The sequence below is a fragment of the Burkholderia sp. KL41 genome (assembly GCF_057005415.2).
This window is the reverse complement of the sequence record NZ_CM174447.1, coordinates 1042763-1058884: the sequence shown is the minus strand read 5'-3', so window position 1 is coordinate 1058884 and position 16122 is coordinate 1042763. Positions and strand designations below refer to the sequence as shown.

15 protein-coding genes are annotated in these 16122 nt (G+C 66.9%); 5 read left to right on the top strand and 10 right to left on the bottom strand.

What is annotated here, in order from left to right; genetic code table 11:
• Positions 1 to 85: 85 nt before the first annotated feature.
• Both PQB87_RS22285 and panE read right to left on the bottom strand, forming a co-directional pair.
• Positions 86 to 1045, bottom strand: coding sequence for an AraC family transcriptional regulator (locus PQB87_RS22285; RefSeq protein ID WP_489243825.1), 960 nt, complete (start codon positions 1043 to 1045; stop codon positions 86 to 88).
• A gap of 231 nt (positions 1046 to 1276) precedes the next feature.
• Positions 1277 to 2224 carry a 2-dehydropantoate 2-reductase gene (gene panE / locus PQB87_RS22280; protein ID WP_111939401.1) on the bottom strand — a complete coding sequence of 316 codons (948 nt, stop codon included), beginning with the start codon at positions 2222 to 2224 and terminating at the stop codon, positions 1277 to 1279.
• A gap of 552 nt (positions 2225 to 2776) precedes the next feature.
• On the opposite strand from panE, the gene PQB87_RS22275 reads away from it, so the two are divergent.
• Positions 2777 to 4330, top strand: coding sequence for a methyl-accepting chemotaxis protein (locus tag PQB87_RS22275; protein WP_048023222.1), 1554 nt, complete (start codon positions 2777 to 2779; stop codon positions 4328 to 4330).
• A gap of 25 nt (positions 4331 to 4355) precedes the next feature.
• Here the strand turns inward: PQB87_RS22275 and PQB87_RS22270 are convergent, their stop codons facing one another.
• Positions 4356 to 5033 carry a LuxR C-terminal-related transcriptional regulator gene (locus PQB87_RS22270; RefSeq protein ID WP_048023326.1) on the bottom strand — a complete coding sequence of 226 codons (678 nt, stop codon included), beginning with the start codon at positions 5031 to 5033 and terminating at the stop codon, positions 4356 to 4358.
• Positions 5034 to 5429: 396 nt separating this feature from the next.
• Between PQB87_RS22270 and PQB87_RS22265 the strand changes: the two genes are divergently transcribed.
• A complete protein-coding gene (locus PQB87_RS22265; protein ID WP_060086283.1) occupies positions 5430 to 5924 on the top strand; it encodes a hypothetical protein in 495 nt (164 codons plus the stop codon).
• Between the two features lie 27 nt (positions 5925 to 5951).
• Here the strand turns inward: PQB87_RS22265 and PQB87_RS22260 are convergent, their stop codons facing one another.
• The 7 genes from PQB87_RS22260 to PQB87_RS22230 all read right to left on the bottom strand — a co-directional run bounded on the left by PQB87_RS22260 (position 5952) and on the right by PQB87_RS22230 (position 12016).
• A complete protein-coding gene (locus tag PQB87_RS22260) occupies positions 5952 to 6458 on the bottom strand; it encodes a hypothetical protein (protein WP_059587033.1) in 507 nt (168 codons plus the stop codon).
• Between the two features lie 132 nt (positions 6459 to 6590).
• A complete protein-coding gene (locus PQB87_RS22255; protein ID WP_155635724.1) occupies positions 6591 to 8012 on the bottom strand; it encodes a sigma-54 dependent transcriptional regulator in 1422 nt (473 codons plus the stop codon).
• A gap of 110 nt (positions 8013 to 8122) precedes the next feature.
• Positions 8123 to 8707, bottom strand: coding sequence for a hypothetical protein (locus PQB87_RS22250; protein WP_060066530.1), 585 nt, complete (start codon positions 8705 to 8707; stop codon positions 8123 to 8125).
• A gap of 154 nt (positions 8708 to 8861) precedes the next feature.
• A complete protein-coding gene (locus PQB87_RS22245) occupies positions 8862 to 10586 on the bottom strand; it encodes a chemotaxis protein CheA (protein WP_489243822.1) in 1725 nt (574 codons plus the stop codon).
• Positions 10587 to 10630: 44 nt separating this feature from the next.
• The gene (locus PQB87_RS22240; protein ID WP_011354481.1) at positions 10631 to 10912 is read right to left on the bottom strand and encodes a hypothetical protein; all 282 of its coding nucleotides are present in this window, start codon (positions 10910 to 10912) and stop codon (positions 10631 to 10633) included.
• A 75-nt stretch (positions 10913 to 10987) separates the two neighbouring features.
• Positions 10988 to 11578 carry a hypothetical protein gene (locus PQB87_RS22235; RefSeq protein ID WP_034195965.1) on the bottom strand — a complete coding sequence of 197 codons (591 nt, stop codon included), beginning with the start codon at positions 11576 to 11578 and terminating at the stop codon, positions 10988 to 10990.
• 111 nt (positions 11579 to 11689) lie between these two features.
• On the bottom strand, positions 11690 to 12016 hold the full coding sequence (locus PQB87_RS22230) for a hypothetical protein (protein ID WP_027789515.1): 327 nt from the start codon (positions 12014 to 12016) through the stop codon (positions 11690 to 11692).
• 1753 nt (positions 12017 to 13769) lie between these two features.
• Between PQB87_RS22230 and PQB87_RS22225 the strand changes: the two genes are divergently transcribed.
• Genes PQB87_RS22225 through galE form a run of 3 tightly spaced genes read left to right on the top strand, consistent with a single transcriptional unit; the run spans position 13770 to position 16100 of the window.
• Positions 13770 to 14114, top strand: coding sequence for a hypothetical protein (locus tag PQB87_RS22225; protein ID WP_301863318.1), 345 nt, complete (start codon positions 13770 to 13772; stop codon positions 14112 to 14114).
• Positions 14107 to 15114 carry a UDP-glucuronic acid decarboxylase family protein gene (locus PQB87_RS22220; protein WP_489243820.1) on the top strand — a complete coding sequence of 336 codons (1008 nt, stop codon included), beginning with the start codon at positions 14107 to 14109 and terminating at the stop codon, positions 15112 to 15114. Before PQB87_RS22225 ends, PQB87_RS22220 begins: the two co-directional genes overlap by 8 nt.
• The gene (gene galE / locus PQB87_RS22215; protein WP_489243818.1) at positions 15111 to 16100 is read left to right on the top strand and encodes a UDP-glucose 4-epimerase GalE; all 990 of its coding nucleotides are present in this window, start codon (positions 15111 to 15113) and stop codon (positions 16098 to 16100) included. The genes PQB87_RS22220 and galE overlap by 4 nt, the downstream gene beginning before the upstream one ends.
• Positions 16101 to 16122 lie beyond the last annotated feature (22 nt).

Sequence of the window (16122 nt, the reverse complement as noted above, 5' to 3'; positions counted from 1 at the left end):
GGGTGAGCAAGCCCCTCGCGACGCAGGCGGCGCGATCGGCTGGGTGAAACGGCGTGGAAAACTCGGGCGGGCGGCGGCCCGGCGATCATCCGGGCTGCGGGGCGAGTTCGGGCGCGCCGGGCGTCACGACGCGCGGCGGCAGCGGATTGCCGGTGGGCGCCGCGTGCAGCGCCAGTTCGCGGCTGCGCGCGTTCAGGCGCTGCAGTGCGCGGAATTCGGACGGCGCCATCCTCTTCACCGCGCGGAACTGGCGGTTGAAGTTCGACACGTTGTTGAAGCCGGCCTGGAAGCAGATATCGGTGATGTTCGCGTCGTCGGCGAGCAGCAGCTGGCACGCGGATTCAATCCGCAGACGATTCACGTACTGGACGAACGGCATGCCCGTCTGTCGATGAAACGCGCGCGAAAACGCGCTGACGCTCTGCCCGGTCAGTTGCGCGAGATCGGATTCGCGCAGCTCGGACGCGAGGTTCTTGCCGATGTACGACAGCGCATGGCTGAGCCGCGTCGGCGTGACATCGGCCTGGTCGTATGCGGGGCTCGCGAGCAGCGTGCGTTCGGCCGCGCCGCACAGCCGTTCGAGGATCGTCATGAACAGCGCGATGCGGCGCATGCCGCGCGCGGCCAGCAGTTCGTCGAACAGCGGCGCGATCGCGGCGCTGGTCGCCGCGTCGAAGCCGACCCCGCGCCGCGCATCGTCGAGCAACGCCTGCGCGTCGCGGCATTCGGGAAACGCGTCCATGCAGCGGCGCACGAATACCGGATCGAACTGGATCACGAGATTGCGGCGTTCGACGGTTTCGCCTTCTGCCATGTCGCTGACCCAGTTGTGCGGCAGGTTCGGGCCGAGCAGCACGAGATGGCCGGGGCCGAACGAGCCGATGTGGTCGCCGACGAAATACTTGCCGCGCGTCGCGACGATCAGGTGCAGCTCGAATTCGGGATGGAAGTGCCAGCGGATCGTGCGATACGGATAACCGTGCGACCAGACCTTGAACGACTCGTCGCGTCGCACTTCGACCACTTCCAGATCGGGGTGCATCATGTGGGCGTCTCCATTCCCGTGTCTCGCCGGCCGGTTCGTTTTGCGCGTGCGCCGCGTATTTCACGCGGCGACGCGACCGGTCGCATGGGAAGCAATGTAGGTCGATCGAGCGCGCGGCTCCACCAACTTTACGCCTGATTTTCGATACTTTTTTGCCCATTCCGGCCGCAAATGGCGCCGGATGGCAAATTTGTGCAGTGCGGAACGGCCGGGCGGCCGCCCGCCCGGCGCTTACGCGGCCGCGTGCTCGCGCGCGGTACGCGCTTCGTATGCCTTCAGGTGGTTGTACGCGATCCGCAGCAGCGACAGCGCATCGGCCGCCTGCGGGTCGCGGCGCGCGAGCAGGTCGCCGATCACGTGATCGGCTTCGACGCGCGCATGGTTTTCGACGTCGCGCAGCATCGACGCGGTCAGCGGCGACGGCGTCAGCACCATCCGCTGCATCCGCTCGATGGCGGCCGGATCGGGCCGGTGGCCGTTGTACTCGGCAATCGCACTGCATTCGCCGAGCATCGTCTCGAGCAGGCGGCGGCCGTCCGGCGCGGCGAGAATGTCGCCGACCGACGCGCGGAACAGCGACGTGCTCGCGGCGAGCGTCGCGAGGAACACCCATTTTTCCCACATCCGCGCGGCCACGTCGTCACTGAGCGTCGCATCGAAACCCGCGCCGCCGAGCACCTCGGCCACCGCGCGCACACGCGGCGATTCGCCGCCCGCGAGTTCGCCGAACGTGACCCCGTGCGTGTCGTTGAGGTGCACGATGCGCTGCTCGCGATCGAGCGTCGCCGCGATCACGCACAGCCCGCCGAGCACCTGCGCGGCGCCGAACCGCTCGCGCAGCACGTCGAGATGGCGCATCCCGTTGAGCATGGGCAGGATCAGCGTCTGCGGGCCGACGAACGGCGCGAACGACTGAATCGCGTCGTCGAGGCTGTACGCCTTGCAGCTCAGCAGCACGAGGTCGAACGGCGCGACGCCGGCACCCGCGTCGCCCGCGCGCACGGTCTGCACGTTCGCGAGCGTCAGGTCGCCGCGCGGGCTGCGGATCAGCAGCCCGTCGCGCGCCAGCGCGGCCGCGCGGCCGTCGCGCACCAGGAACGTCACGTCGCGCCCCGCCGCGGCCAGCCGGCCGCCGAAGTATCCGCCGACCGCGCCGGCCCCCACCACCAGAATTCGCATCGTTGCCTCCTTTCGGTTTCATTCGCCGCCGCGCCGCGCGCGGCGCGCATTCAATCGCCCCGACAGTATAGCGACGCCCGTTATGCATATGCATAGATACCCTTGTCGGTGTCGAAGGCATCGGCGATGGCGCCGGGCTCCTAGGGTCTGTTTACATATGGAACGCACATGCGAATGCCCGAAATCGCTCGTAGGGCAAGAAGTGAGGAGCGCCGTTTGGCCGAGCCAAACGCCCCGCAGGAAGTCCCCTTGGGGGACAAGCGACGAGCGACGCCGCCATACGGGCGATTTCGGGCATTCCCGTGACATGGATTTTTAATTTCGGGTTGCCACGAGAACGGCCGCTCGCCGCGTTGCGCTCCTTGCGAATACGTCAGTATTCGCGGCGTCACGCGCCTCGCGAGCGGCCGTTCTCGTGGCAACGCATGTGCGTTCCATATGTAAACAGACCCTAGGGATAACCCGCCTACGGCAACGCACGTCGGGCGCCGTCAAGACACTTATCCCGTCACGCCGCCCCGGCGAGCTTCCACGACTGACCGACCACACACCATGCGCAACCTTTCCCTGAATCAGAAACTCGCCTCGATGATCGTCATCCTCTGGCTCGGCCTGCTCGTGATCGCCGGGCTCGGGGCCTGGCAGACGCGCGCATCGATGATCGCGGACCGCCGCGACCAGCTCGCGTCGCTGGTCGCGCAGGCCACGAGCGTGACCGATCATTACTACAAGCTGTCGCAGCAGAACGCGCTGCCGGAAGCCGACGCGAAGCAGAAGGCGCTCGAGGCGATCGCCGCGATGCGATCCGGCGCCGACGGCTACATCTCCGTCAACGACTCGAAGCCCGTGATCGTGATGCATCCGATCAAGGCCGACCTCAACGGCAAGGACGTGTCGAATTTCACCGATCCGAACGGCAAGCACCTGTTCGTCGAGATCGTGAAGGCCGGCAACCTCGAAGGCGGCAAGGGCTTCGTCGAGTATCTGTGGCCGAAGCCGGGCGCCGACAAGCCGCAGGAGAAAACCAGCGCCGTGCAGCGCTTCGCACCCTGGGACTGGTACATCGTGACCGGCATGTACATGAACGACGTGCGCACCGCCGTGCTCGAAAGCGTCGGCCGCTGGCTCGCGATGACGACCGTGCTCGGCGGGATCGCGACCGCCGTGATGGTGCTGGTGCTGAAAAGCGTGCGCGCGAACCTCGGCGGCGAGCTGGAAGTGGCACTCGACGCCGCGCAGCGCATCGCGCAGGGCGACCTGACCGCGCACGTCGCCGTGAAGCACGACGATCGCGGCAGCCTGCTGCACGCGCTGCACACGATGCAAGGCGGGCTGATCGACATGGTGTCGCGCGTGCGGATGGGTACCGAGAACATCAACGTCGGCGCAAGCGAGATCGCGTCGGGCAACACGGACCTGTCGCAGCGCACCGAGGAACAGGCGGCCGCGCTCGTGCAGACCGCGTCGAGCATGGACCAGATGACCGCGAACGTGAAGCAGAACGCGGACAGCGCCGCCCAGGCCGCGTCGCTCGCCGGCCAGGCCGCGCAGGTCGCGACGCGCGGCAGCGCAGTGGTCGACGACGTCGTGCGCACGATGAACGAGATCACCGACCGCTCGCACAAGATCGGCGACATCATCGGCGTGATCGACGGGATCGCGTTCCAGACCAACATCCTCGCGCTGAATGCGGCCGTCGAAGCCGCGCGCGCGGGCGAACAGGGCCGCGGCTTCGCGGTGGTCGCGGCCGAAGTGCGCTCGCTCGCGCAACGCTCGGCAACGGCGGCGAAGGAAATCAAGTCGCTGATCGTGTCGTCGAACGAGACCGTCGAGCAAGGCGCGGCGCTCGTCACGCACGCGGGCGAGACGATGGCCGAGATCGTGCAGTCGGTGCGGCGCGTGAACGAGATCCTCGACGAGATCAGCCACGCGTCGCGCGAACAGAGCGCCGGGATCGAGCAGGTCAATCGCGCGGTGGGCGAGATGGACCAGGTCACGCAGCAGAACGCGGCGCTCGTCGAAGAAGCGGCGGCCGCCGCGCATTCGCTGCGCGATCAGGCCGAGGCGCTGCGGGACGCCGTGACGCGGTTTGCGCTGCCGGCCTGACGGCGGCCGCCCGGCGCACGCTTGCTCACGCGGCGTCGCCGGGCCGTGACGCGGCGGGGCCGATGCCGAGCCCCAGCCCCGCCGCCCGCTGGACCAGCTCGACGTCGTTGTTCGCGCCGAGCTTCTTCATCGCACTGATCTTCTGCGCGCTGACCGTCTGCTTGCCCTTGCTCAGACGCTGCGCGATCGTCTTGATCGGCACCCCCGACAGATACAGGCGAATGACCTCGATCTCGCGCGCCGACAGCTTCACGGGCGCATCGCCGCGCTCGCCGGCCGCCTCGATCGCACGCCTGACGAGCGGCGAGAGGTAGCGCCCGCCGCTGTAGGCCGAATGAATGGCCGTGACGATATGGCCGACCTCGTCGAACTTGCTGACGACGCTCACGCCGCCGATCGCGAGGATCGACCCGACGATCAGCGGATTCTCGTTCGCGACCAGCACGACGACCCCGACGTTCGGACGCGTGCGCCGCAGCCAGTCGAGCAGCCCGAGGCCGTCCATCTGCACGTCCCCGCGGATCGCATAGTCGACCAGCACGACATCGCAGTCGACGCCGCCGAGCGACGCGGCCAGCTCGGCCACATTCCGGCACACCGCGACGAGCTCGATCGCGCAGGCGCTGCCCGCAACCTGCTCGATGCCGGCCAGCGTCAACGGCCAGTCGTACGCGAAGACGATGCGAACGTTGAATTTCCTCATGCGTGGTTCCCGGTGGTTCATCGGCCGCGCGACGCGGAACGCGCACGGCCGGTTTGGCGTTGATCGGCGTTCAGGCTATTTTTAGCCTGAACGCCGATTCTATGAAGCCGCACGCGGACGGGATATCGGACGGTAACGGGATTGGTCGTCAGGGACGTAATACGAGTTTGAATTTGCGCCGGTTCGAGCGGCCGTCCCGGAGCGGCCGGCACCTGGAAACATCGGCCGGATGGCCGGCGTGGCGGCCCACACGGGCCATCCGGCCGGCCAGCAGGTAAAATCGACGCCTTTGCATGCCGCGCCGGGCCGCCGGCGGCGAGCGACGCGCCGATGCCGGCCGCGCGCCGCCGCCCTGCGCCCGCGCCCGTACTCCGGTGGCCCCGCCCCGCTTTCCTCATGACCGAATCCGACCTGCAATCCGACGACACCTCCATCCACGAAGACGGCCTCTGGCGCGACAACGGCTGGACGGCCCGCATCATCAAGAACGAAGACGACGACGGCTGGGCCGTCGAAATGATCAAGGACGGCGAGTCCGAGCCCGCGCTCGTCGGGCCGTGGACCATGGGCCGCGACAAGAAGAACCCGAAGCCGATGGACGCGAACGCGTTCCGCACGCTCGTGAAGACCGCGACCGAGGTGCTGATGCGCCACGAGCAGCAGCGGCGCGCGATGCTGCACAAGGAAGTGACGGTTCAGGGCGAGGACGGCCAGGATGTGTCGGTGACGCTCGACATCGTGCCGGACGAATTCGAGCCTTACGCGCAGCTCAAGGCATTCGATCCGTATGGCGAGCTGCTGGCCGAGGCCAAGGTGTCGGCCGGTTTCAAGCTCAACAAGGCCGGTGCCGAGCGCTGGGTCGCCTCGGGCTTCGAGCGGCCGGCCTCCTGATCGCGCGCGGCACGCCGGGCCGCGCGCTCAGGCGCCGGCGCCCTGCCGCGCGCGCTGCAGCCGGCGCGCCGCCAGCTTGCGCCGCACGAGCTGCTCGAACTGCCGCGTCGCGACCTGCGGATCGCGCGCGGCCAGCCCGAGCGCGTTGCGCGCGAGCTGGATCGGCGTCAGCACGAGGCCCCACGGCAGCCCCCACCAGCCGAACGCGGCCGACGCCAGCAACGCGACCGCCTGCTTCCTGCGGCCGCAACGCCGGCAGCACACGTGGTGCCGTGTCGCCCAGCGCGTGACGAACAGCAGCGACACGACGCGATGCGACGCATGGACATCGACCGGCCGGTCGTCGCGACGGCAGATCGGGCACGGCCCGTAACGCCAGTCGTGCACGTACTCCCAGACCTTCGCGTCGGGCACCCGCTCCGCCTCGACGACGATCGGATGCGCCCGGGCGCACGCCGGACGGCAATAGCGGCGGCCGTCGATCGACCGCCCGCCGACCAGGAACGTCCTGCCGCAGTGACTGCACTCTGCCACGGTAACCTCGGATAAGCGTGATGCGCCGCATGCCGGCCGCGCGCGCATCGTCGCGCCGGCGGTCCGGACGGGCCGTTTCATGTCTTAACGGCCGACGTCGCGCGGTCTTGAGCGGCTACGCGCCGCGGCGTGTCAGCCGTGCAGCCCGTGCGCGGTCATCAGCCGATACAGCGTCGCGCGCGAGATACCCAGCTCGGCCGCCACGTCGGCATGCTGGTGGCGGTGGCGCATCAGCGTTTCCTCGATCGCGCGCCGCTCGGCGCGCCGGCGCGTTTCGGCGAGCGTCGGCGGCTGCCGCGACGTGTACTGGTGCAGTTCGAGATCGGCGGCCGAGATCATCGGGCCGTTCGTCATCACGACCGCGAGCCGGATCCGGTTGATCAGCTCGCGCACGTTGCCCGGCCACGGATAGTTGTGGATCGCTTCGACCGCGCTCGGCATGAAGCCGCGAATCCGTTGCGAACTGTCGCCGCGATAGCGCTGCAGCACATGGTCGGCGAGCAGCATGATGTCGCGGCCGCGCACGCGCAGCGGCGGTTCGTCGATGCGCAGCACGCACAGGCGGTAGTACAGGTCGGCACGGAACCGCCCCGCCTGCATCGCGGCCTCGAGATCGACGTGGGTCGCCGACACGATCCGCACGTCCACCGGAATCGACGCGTGCCCGCCGAGGCGCTCGATCGTGCCTTCCTGCAGGAAGCGCAGCAGGCTCGCCTGGCTCTCGAACGGCATGTCGCCGATTTCATCGAGAAACAGCGTACCGCCGTGCGCGGCCTCGATACGGCCGATCTTGCGCTGGTGCGCGCCCGTGAACGCGCCGCGCTCGTGGCCGAACAGTTCGGCCTGCAGCAGCGTCGACGGAATGGCCGCGCAGTTCACGGCGACGAACGGCGCGTCGGCGCGCGACGACTGCTGGTGAATCGCCGCCGCCGTCAGCTCCTTGCCGGTGCCGGACTCGCCGGCGATGAAGACGGTCGCCTCCGTATTCGCGACCTTGCGGATCGTCGCGAACAGCCGGCGCATCGCGTCGCACGAGCCGATCATCGTGCCGCCGGGGGGCGCCGCATCGGCGTCCGGGCTGCCGTCCGCGAGCCTCAGCATCCCGTACGCATGGCCGACCAGATAGCCGATCGTCGTGTACGCAGTCGCGTTGCGCACGTAATCGAAACAGCAGTGGCGAATCAGGCGCGCGATCGAAATATCCCGCAGCCGCTCGTCGTCGGCGAACGCGAGCCAGCCGACGCGCGGGTCGCGCAGCAGCGCCTCGAACGACGTGACGTCGGGCGACGCGAAGCTGCCGAAATCGACGATGCCCGCATGCAGACGGTTCGCCCTGACGAGATTCAGTGCGTCCGCAACGGTTTTCGCGCGCCACACGTCCCAGCCGCGCGACGCGAGACAGTCGACGAGCGCGCCGTCGTGCTGCTGCGACAGGTAGACGAGCGGCCGCGACGGCACGACATGGTTGCGCCGGACGGCAATGAACGGCGCCGTCCCCGCATCGCGTTCGAGATCCTGCGGGCCCGACACCCTGATCTGGCAGCAATGGTTCACGATGGCCTCGTCGCTTGGGTTGGTTGTCGAAACGGCCGTCGCCGGATCGCGTGGAGCGGGGCACCGTGGTCCCGCGGCGCGGCGCCGGGCCGTCCTCGGATTGACGTTCGTTATCGGCAGAAAACGACGCGCTGCGTGTAGATCTGCGGCTCGACGACCGGCTTCGCGGAACCGTTGAGGTCGTCACGATAGGCCCGATAGGTCTTGCCGTTCACCGTCACTTCCGTCGCACGGGCCGTCTCGATCGAGTTGAGCCCGTTGCGCTGCCAGCCGCTCACCTGGTCCGCCGCCGTCACGCTCGCATCGCCTGCGATCTTCTGCGTGATCGCGCTGCCGTCGCTCCACGGCTGCGTCTGCATGTCCTCGGCATGCTGCATCGCGCCGACCGTCTTGCCGGTCGGCGTCGGCCCCCTCTGCGCCTCGAACGGCGCGCCACGGCCGTACACCGGCGATTGCCACGAAGGCGCGTGACCCTCCTCCGGCATCATGTAGATCATCTGCGGATCGCCGATCATCATCATCGGCGCGCACGCCGTGTTGTCGGCGCGACCGAGCGTCGTCAGCGCCTGCGCGACGCTCGTGGCGTTTGCCGCGGTCTGCTCGCCCAGGATCACGAAGACCGCCGGGTTCTGAAATACCGCCTGTGCTGCGGCTTGTGCGCTGTACAACAACAGAGCGACCAAAAAGATCCTCATGATTGAGGCCTCCTTGCATCCTCGTCAGGCAAAAAGAGGTGTTGACCTCGGGGATGGGATCAACACCCGTCAAACAGGAAACGACCGTCGGGCCTCGGGTCCGGACGGCTCCCGTGCGCCGCCATTCCGGCGCACGGGAGCCAGACCCGCGTGCTTACGACGACGTGCTCGTCGAGATGACGGCCGGAGCCGGCACGACCGGTGCGGCCGGGGCGGCCTGCTGGTCGACCGGAGCCGCCGGCAATCCTTGCGCCGGATCGGACAACGCCGGCATCTCGGCGGGCTGCGCGGCGGCCTGATCCGGCACCTTCGCGTCGGCTGCCGGCATGTCGGCAGGCGCTGCGGCCGCGGCGGCGGCAGGTTGCGCGGGTTCCGGTGCGGGCGCTTCCGCGGCGACCGGAGCCGGTTCGGCGGCCTTCGCATCGGCTGCCGGTGCGGGCATCGCGGCCTCGGCTGCGGGCGCCGCGACGACGGCAGCGGCCGGCGTCGTGTCCGCAGCCGGCGCGGCAGCGGCCTGCGCTGCGTTGTCGGTCGCGGCCGGCATCGGCTCCGGCGCCTTGTCTGCGACGGGCTGCACGGGTTCGGGCGCCTTGTCGGCGATTGCCGGTGCGGGTTCGGGCGCCTTGTCGGCGACCGCCGGTGCGGGCTCCGGTGCCTTGTCGGCAACCGCCGGTGCGGGCTCCGGTGCCTTGTCGGCGACCGCCGGTGCGGGCTCCGGTGCCTTGTCGGCGACGGGCTGCACGGGTTCGGCGGCCTTCGTGTCGGCGACCGGCGCGGCAGGCACCGGCGATGCCTTGTCCGCAACGGCCGGCGCGGCGAGCACGGCGGCAGCCGGCACGGCGGCGATCGCGGCCGCCGGTACGACCGAGGCTGCGGGCGCGGCCGCGACAGCGGGTGCGGCAGCCACCGCCGGCGCTGCGGCGACGGCCGGTGCCGCGGCTGCAACGGCGGGTTTGGCAACGGCAGGGGCAACGGCGGGGGCTGCGGCAGCAGCAACGGCCGGTGCGGCAACGGCCGGCGCGGCGGCAACCGGCGCGATCGACGGCACAGGCACGGGTACCGGCACCGACACGGGCGCCGCCTGCGCCGAGGTCGTCGCCACCGGGCGGGCCTGCGCCGGTGCCGGCGCGGCAGCGCCCAGCGGCGGCAAGCCCATGCGGTCACGCACGATCGGATCGCGATACTTCACGTCGTCGGCGACCGTCGCTTCCACGCTCGGCGCCACGTTCGAACGTGCGAGCGGCGTCGTCGTGCCCGGGCACAGATGCCCGGTCGCTTCCACCGCACGCCGGTTCGCGTCGCTCTGGCAGAGCAGCGCGAGCGCCACGTCGGTCAGGCCCATCGCACGGAATTCACGCGCATCGAGACGCCGCACGCAGGCCTGGTCGACCAGCGTCGTGCCGCCCGTCGCGCCGAACCCCGGGAACGACACGCCGACGCTCACCGATCCCATGCAGGTATCGGATAGCGTGGTCGTGAGGCCCGGCGCCTGGATCGCGGGGTTCGTCTTGATCGTCTGCGTCCCGGAATAATTGACGTTTTCCGACGACTGGGTGTTGTACGGGTTGGTGCCGGGCGCGCCGGACGACTGCAGCGACTGCGGCGTCACGTTCGTGCCGCCGCTCGTGCTGGACGGCATCGTCACGTTCACGTTCACGCTCGAATTGCCGCTGCTGCGAACCCCGCTGGAGCTGGTGGCGTTGCCGCCGCGCGAGCTCGTGGTGTTCGTGTTCATGCTCGAGCCGCCGCCCTGGCTGACTGCCGTCGACGACGTCGACGACTGCGCGCTCGAAGTCGAATCGGCGGTTTGCGCTTGGGCGCCGATCGTGGTCATCGCGAACATCGCAGCGCATGCCACCTTGATCCTGTTGCTGTTCATTTCACTCTCCGGACGAGGTTTGACCTCCCACCCAGGCAACCGTACTAATTCCCCTGATTCCCTTCAGCTTTGCCTGCTTCCCCGAACTGCTTCCAGCCGTTGCCCAGCTGGGACCACGAGCCGGCCGACATGCCCTGCCACTGCTGGGCGTCTGGTCCGCCGATGGCACTGCCCGAAGAAAGCGTTTGTTGTTCTGACGGTTTGGTTGTCTGGTCAGGGTTGTTTGACGTCTGCAAATTCGATTGCACGTCGTTGGCAATACGGTCAGCGCCATACGCCGTCAGAGACGCGAGCATCAGAGCGGCGGCAATCAGTTTCTGCTTCATGCCAACTCCTTACGTGACAACAATGTGGGCAAAAGAGACCAGCGTCGCTGGGAAACTGGTCCCCCCCACACCTGACTAATGACTGCTTCCGGTCGCACTTGAACTGGCGTTGCTTCCGCCCGATGCGGACGGCGAGCCGGCCGAACCGGTACTCCACACGGTCGACGAGTTGTAGTGATTCGAACCCGTGATCGCGCCTGACCCAGCACTGCCGGTCAGCCCAGCGGCACCCGCGTTGGCATTGCCCTGGTCGTTCGCGCTGCTGGCCGTGTAGTGGTTGGCGCCCAGCACGATCGTGGCACTCACCCCTCCCGACAGCGCATTCGCGTTCTCGTTCGTTTTGCTGTTTCCACCGTACGAGCCTGCGGCACCGATACCGCCGCCTGCCGCGAACGCGCCCCCGTTCGTGCCCGAACCGCTGGCTGTCGAGGTCGTGTTGTGGAAGGCGGATGCCGTGCCGGCGGAACCAGCGGGTGTCACCGTACTGCCCGCGTTCGCGCCCGCCGTCGAAGTCGAATTGCTGGTATAGCTGCCAGAGCCGACCAGAACCGAACCGGAAACACCCGCCGCAACGGACTGTGTCTGGTTGGTCGTGGAGGAACCCGCTGCCAATGCAGCCGACGATATGACGGTGAGCGCTGTCGCGAAAATGACTTTGGCTTTCATAGCAATTCCTTGCTGTGAGTAAGTTCGGCGGTGGCGGAGCCGGGTCTACCCCCATCGAGCGGAACCCGGCATCCGTACCGCCAGCCAATGACGAACGCTACGCGTCGCGGCTTAATAGTGGTGAACCGTCCAGCCGATCGAGCCGGCATTCGCGCCGCTGGTGCCACCTGCCTGTGCGCCACCGAAGCCGAAACCGCTAACCGACGACGATTGCGTGTGGTTCGTGTACGAGACCGAACCGCTGCCCGGGCCACCGGCAAGTGCGCCGGCTGCACCGAGTGCAGAGCCGGAATCGGTCGCGGTGAAATGGCCGAAGCCGGCAACGCCTGCCATCGTCGAACCGCCGCTCGACGAGCTGCTGCTCGACACCGTGCCGCTACCTGCGAACGCTGCACCCGAAACCGCCAGAACTGCTGCTGCAATCAGAAGCTTCTTCATGGTCGACTCCAAAACGGCGTGGACGGAGTGAGTCGGGAAGATCGCACGCCATCAACCTTCCTGACTTGAGCAATCCTCAAAATTAAGGATCACTATCAAATTAAGAAATCATGCTGCCTTTTCAATTTCTGTTTTTTGCGAATTTGGCCAGACGAAGCTTAGTCTCGTGTTTTTTGGTTATCCAAATATTTTTGGTAGGTGTTTTCTATTATTTTTATGAACATTGGATTTATTAAAAAAACACAATCGGCCTGACAAGCCGGAAAGATGCAGACACATTTCCGGCCCGCGATATTCGATACCCCGCCGGTCGGCGTGCCGGCACGCGGCACTCCATTCCGGAATCGAAAATTCGCGAATACATTAACCACCGCAAATGCAGCGACGTTGAAAAATACACCTTTTATTCAGGCGACAACGGGCCTGCATTGCAGCCAGGTGGCATGTCGTCTCCCTGAGCTGTCGACGAAAGGTCTTCCGGATAATCCGGCCGACGGGCGTTCGATCTAATCCGGCCGGCGCCGGCATGGGCCAGGCGCGATCGAAGCGGCCCTGCACGGCCGAAGACGAATCGGCATCACGCTGTCCGGCACGAACAGCCTGATCCATCCCGATGAACCGAATGAAAGTGAGTGTCGCTGTCGCCCGACTGCCGTGCGGCGCGACAACCGCGCCAGCACGCGAAGCGCGCGGCGGGCAAGAAACCGGGACAGCGCAACCCGCGATGCTGGCACAGCGTCGCGAGCGTCACCCCGGCCTTTCCGACTACCCCACTGATGCGCAAAGTACGCGCCGATCAACCTACAGCTTATGGTCTTCATCGCCGTTTCCCCGACTGCTTATTGACGAGTTGGCCGCCCCACCTGTTCGTTGCTTCGTGTCGACCGCCCGCCGGTGCGTCCAGTACCGCAAGCAGCGTGCCACACGTTATTCCACCGGAGATTGCGCACGGCAAGCGGCCGCCACGGCAGCCCGCATCGCCGGGAACGACATTTTTTGTTTCAGGAATGTATCGCAATGGCGGTTTGACGCCCTCGGCGCTTGTCGAGCGCCACGACGCAACTGCCGGATTTGACGGACGAATCCGGCTCGCGGCCGTGCGTCTGATGGTCAGATGAACGAGTGTTTCAAACTTGAGAAGCGCATGGCCGCGCAAGGCCGGCGGCGCCGGCATTTCCGCTTGCGAACCGCCGGTCGACGCGCGTATGGTCCCTGCCGCGCCATCACAAACGAGAATCGATTCGCCCGACACAATGCCCGGAGAGCCCGGTACATCAGCCCCCTGCATGCCGTGGGCACGCGTTCCTCCGGATGACCGAAACGAATTTGATTCATTCGTGAAAATACCGACGGGATCACACGACGCTCGAAAGTCGAAATAACCGTAAAAATTAAAACTTTCGCACCGGCGTAATAATTAAAACAAATGAAAACACGCGGCCTCACCCGGACGCCATACAACATTTTTTCACTTTCATTCCCCAGCCTTTCATTCACCCAATCTCCAGGTTGGCTGCACGTTCAAGAAACGTTTTTATCCCTTTATCCGCTCATTTCTCATTGATGAAACATTCCCGCTCAACATCCGCTTGACGAAGCGAATCCCGCAAAAGCCTGATTTATCGCGTGTTTCGTCGTATCGAATCGCATCGATCCGGCAATCGGCCTGCGGGCTTTTCTGGCCCCACGATTCACGCATGAAACAGAAGCGCGCATATCACGCTGCAATCTCGCCGCCGCGCCCGTGCGCATCGTGTCGACATCGTTCATGGCATGCCGATTGCCTGATATCCGACTCTCACCGAGCGGCACGCCGTGGCACAAGATCACGAACGGCGGCCTGCTCGTCAATCAGCGTATCGGGGAAAAGGCGATGAAGATCACCACCGATCGATCGACGCTTGCGTCGTTCAAGCATCAACGGGGTAGTCAGCGAAACCGGAGTGCCTGTCGCGGCGCTTCGTCAACCTCCGTACATGCGAACCGGCGCTTGCCGAAGCGACACCCGTGCAGCGGGATGGAACGCGTGCGCGCCGCCGTCGAACTGATCGACGTGTTGTTCCCCGAGCTGAACGACGAAGGTGAAAGCCATGAATGACAGGGTCACGCTCGAGACGCGCGCCGGGCAGCGTGTCCTCGTCACGGGCGGCGCCGGCTTTCTCGGCAGCTATGTATGCGAGCGCCTGGTCATGGAAGGCGCATCCGTCACGTGCATCGACAGCCTGCTGACGGGGCGCAAGCTCAACGTCGCCGACCTGAAGGCGTCCGGCCGCTTCGAGTTCGTGAAGGGCGACGTCTCGCTCGGCCTGCCGCAACTGCAGGTGGACGAGATCTGGAATCTCGCGTGCGCGGCATCGCCGCCCACCTACCAGATCGATCCCGTCCACACGATGATGACGAACGTGCTCGGCATGCACCACTGCCTCGCGCTCGCGCGCAAGACGGGCGCGCGCGTGTTCCAGGCGTCGACCAGCGAGATTTACGGCGACCCGGCCGTGCATCCGCAGACGGAAACCTATCGCGGCAACGTCAACACGATCGGCCCGCGCGCGTGCTACGACGAAGGCAAGCGCGCGGCCGAGGCGCTGTGTTACGACTACTACCGCATGCACGGCATCGATGTACGCGTCGCGCGCATCTTCAACACCTACGGCCCGCGGATGTCGCCGCGCGACGGCCGCGTCGTGTCGAACTTCATCGTCGGCGCGCTCAACGGCGCGCCGCTCGAGATCTACGGCGACGGCATGCAGACACGCTCGTTCTGCTTCGCGACCGATCTGGTCGACGGCTTCTTCTGCCTGATGAGTGCCGATCACAACATCGGCACGCCGGTCAACCTCGGCAACCCCGGCGAATTCACGATGCTCGAACTCGCGGAGAAAGTGCTCGCGATGACGGGCTCGAAATCGGAGATCCTGTTCCGGCCGCTGCCGATCGACGATCCGCACCAGCGCAGGCCCGACATCTCGATCGCGGCGGCCGAGCTCGGCTGGCGGCCGGCCGTCGATCTCGACGAAGGGCTGCGCCGGACCATCGACTATTTCAGCCGGGAACTGTGGCTCGAGCCGGTGCTGCGCATGACCGGGGCCACGGCATGAAGGTGCTCGTGACAGGCGGAGCGGGCTATATCGGCAGCCATACCTGCAAGGCGCTCGCGGCGGCGGGACACGAGCCGGTCGCCTACGACAATCTGTCGACCGGCCATCGCGACGCCGTTCGATGGGGGCCGCTTGTCGCGGCCGACATTCTCGATCGCGACGCGCTGTCGAAGGCATTCGCCGTGCATCGGCCCGACGTCGTGATCCATTTCGCCGCGCTCGCCTACGTCGGCGAATCGGTGCTCGCGCCCGAGCGCTATTACACGGTCAACGTCACGGGCACCTGCACGCTGCTGAGCGCGATGCGCGCGGCCGGCCTCGGGCGGATCGTGATGTCGTCGTCGTGCGCGACTTACGGCATTCCGGATGCGCTGCCGATCTCGGAACGCACGCCGCAGCGGCCGATCAATCCATACGGCTTCACCAAGTACGCGATGGAACGGATGGCCGCCGATTTCGAGCGCGCGTACGGAACCAGGTGGGTTGCGCTGCGCTACTTCAACGCGGCAGGCGCGGACCCTGACGGCATGATCGGCGAATGCCACGAACCGGAAACGCACGCGCTGCCGCTCGCGATCCGCGCGGCACTCGGCACGGGCGACGCGTTCCAGGTGATGGGCACCGACTACCCGACGCCCGACGGCTCGGCGATTCGCGACTACGTGCACGTGAGCGACCTCGCCGACGCGCACCTGCAGGCGACCGCCTATCTGTGCGGCGGCGGCCACAGCGTCGCATTGAATCTCGGCACCGGCAAAGGGACGTCGGTGCTCGACGCGCTGCGCGCCGTCGAAGCCGTGACGGGCCGCCGCGTGCCGACGGTGACGGCCGCGCGCCGCCCGGGCGACCCGCCCGAGCTGTACGCCGACGCCACGAAAGCCGCGCTCGTGCTCGGCTGGCGGCCGCGTTTCACCGCGATCGAACCGATGGTCGAACACGCCGCGGCCTGGTTTCAGAAAGCACTGCAAGTCGAATCCGGCAAGTGAGCCAGTCTCCTTGAACGCCACC

What these genes read in the sequence shown, in the direction of transcription:
- PQB87_RS22285 (WP_489243825.1), bottom strand. Translation starts at nt 1,045, where the DNA reads ATGATGCACCCCGATCTGGAAGTGGTCGAAGTGCGACGCGACGAGTCG.
- panE (WP_111939401.1), bottom strand. Translation starts at nt 2,224, where the DNA reads ATGCGAATTCTGGTGGTGGGGGCCGGCGCGGTCGGCGGATACTTCGGC.
- PQB87_RS22275 (WP_048023222.1), top strand. Translation starts at nt 2,777, where the DNA reads ATGCGCAACCTTTCCCTGAATCAGAAACTCGCCTCGATGATCGTCATC.
- PQB87_RS22270 (WP_048023326.1), bottom strand. Translation starts at nt 5,033, where the DNA reads ATGAGGAAATTCAACGTTCGCATCGTCTTCGCGTACGACTGGCCGTTG.
- PQB87_RS22265 (WP_060086283.1), top strand. Translation starts at nt 5,430, where the DNA reads ATGACCGAATCCGACCTGCAATCCGACGACACCTCCATCCACGAAGAC.
- PQB87_RS22250 (WP_060066530.1), bottom strand. Translation starts at nt 8,707, where the DNA reads ATGAGGATCTTTTTGGTCGCTCTGTTGTTGTACAGCGCACAAGCCGCA.
- PQB87_RS22245 (WP_489243822.1), bottom strand. Translation starts at nt 10,586, where the DNA reads ATGAACAGCAACAGGATCAAGGTGGCATGCGCTGCGATGTTCGCGATG.
- PQB87_RS22240 (WP_011354481.1), bottom strand. Translation starts at nt 10,912, where the DNA reads ATGAAGCAGAAACTGATTGCCGCCGCTCTGATGCTCGCGTCTCTGACG.
- PQB87_RS22235 (WP_034195965.1), bottom strand. Translation starts at nt 11,578, where the DNA reads ATGAAAGCCAAAGTCATTTTCGCGACAGCGCTCACCGTCATATCGTCG.
- PQB87_RS22230 (WP_027789515.1), bottom strand. Translation starts at nt 12,016, where the DNA reads ATGAAGAAGCTTCTGATTGCAGCAGCAGTTCTGGCGGTTTCGGGTGCA.
- PQB87_RS22220 (WP_489243820.1), top strand. Translation starts at nt 14,107, where the DNA reads ATGAATGACAGGGTCACGCTCGAGACGCGCGCCGGGCAGCGTGTCCTC.
- galE (WP_489243818.1), top strand. Translation starts at nt 15,111, where the DNA reads ATGAAGGTGCTCGTGACAGGCGGAGCGGGCTATATCGGCAGCCATACC.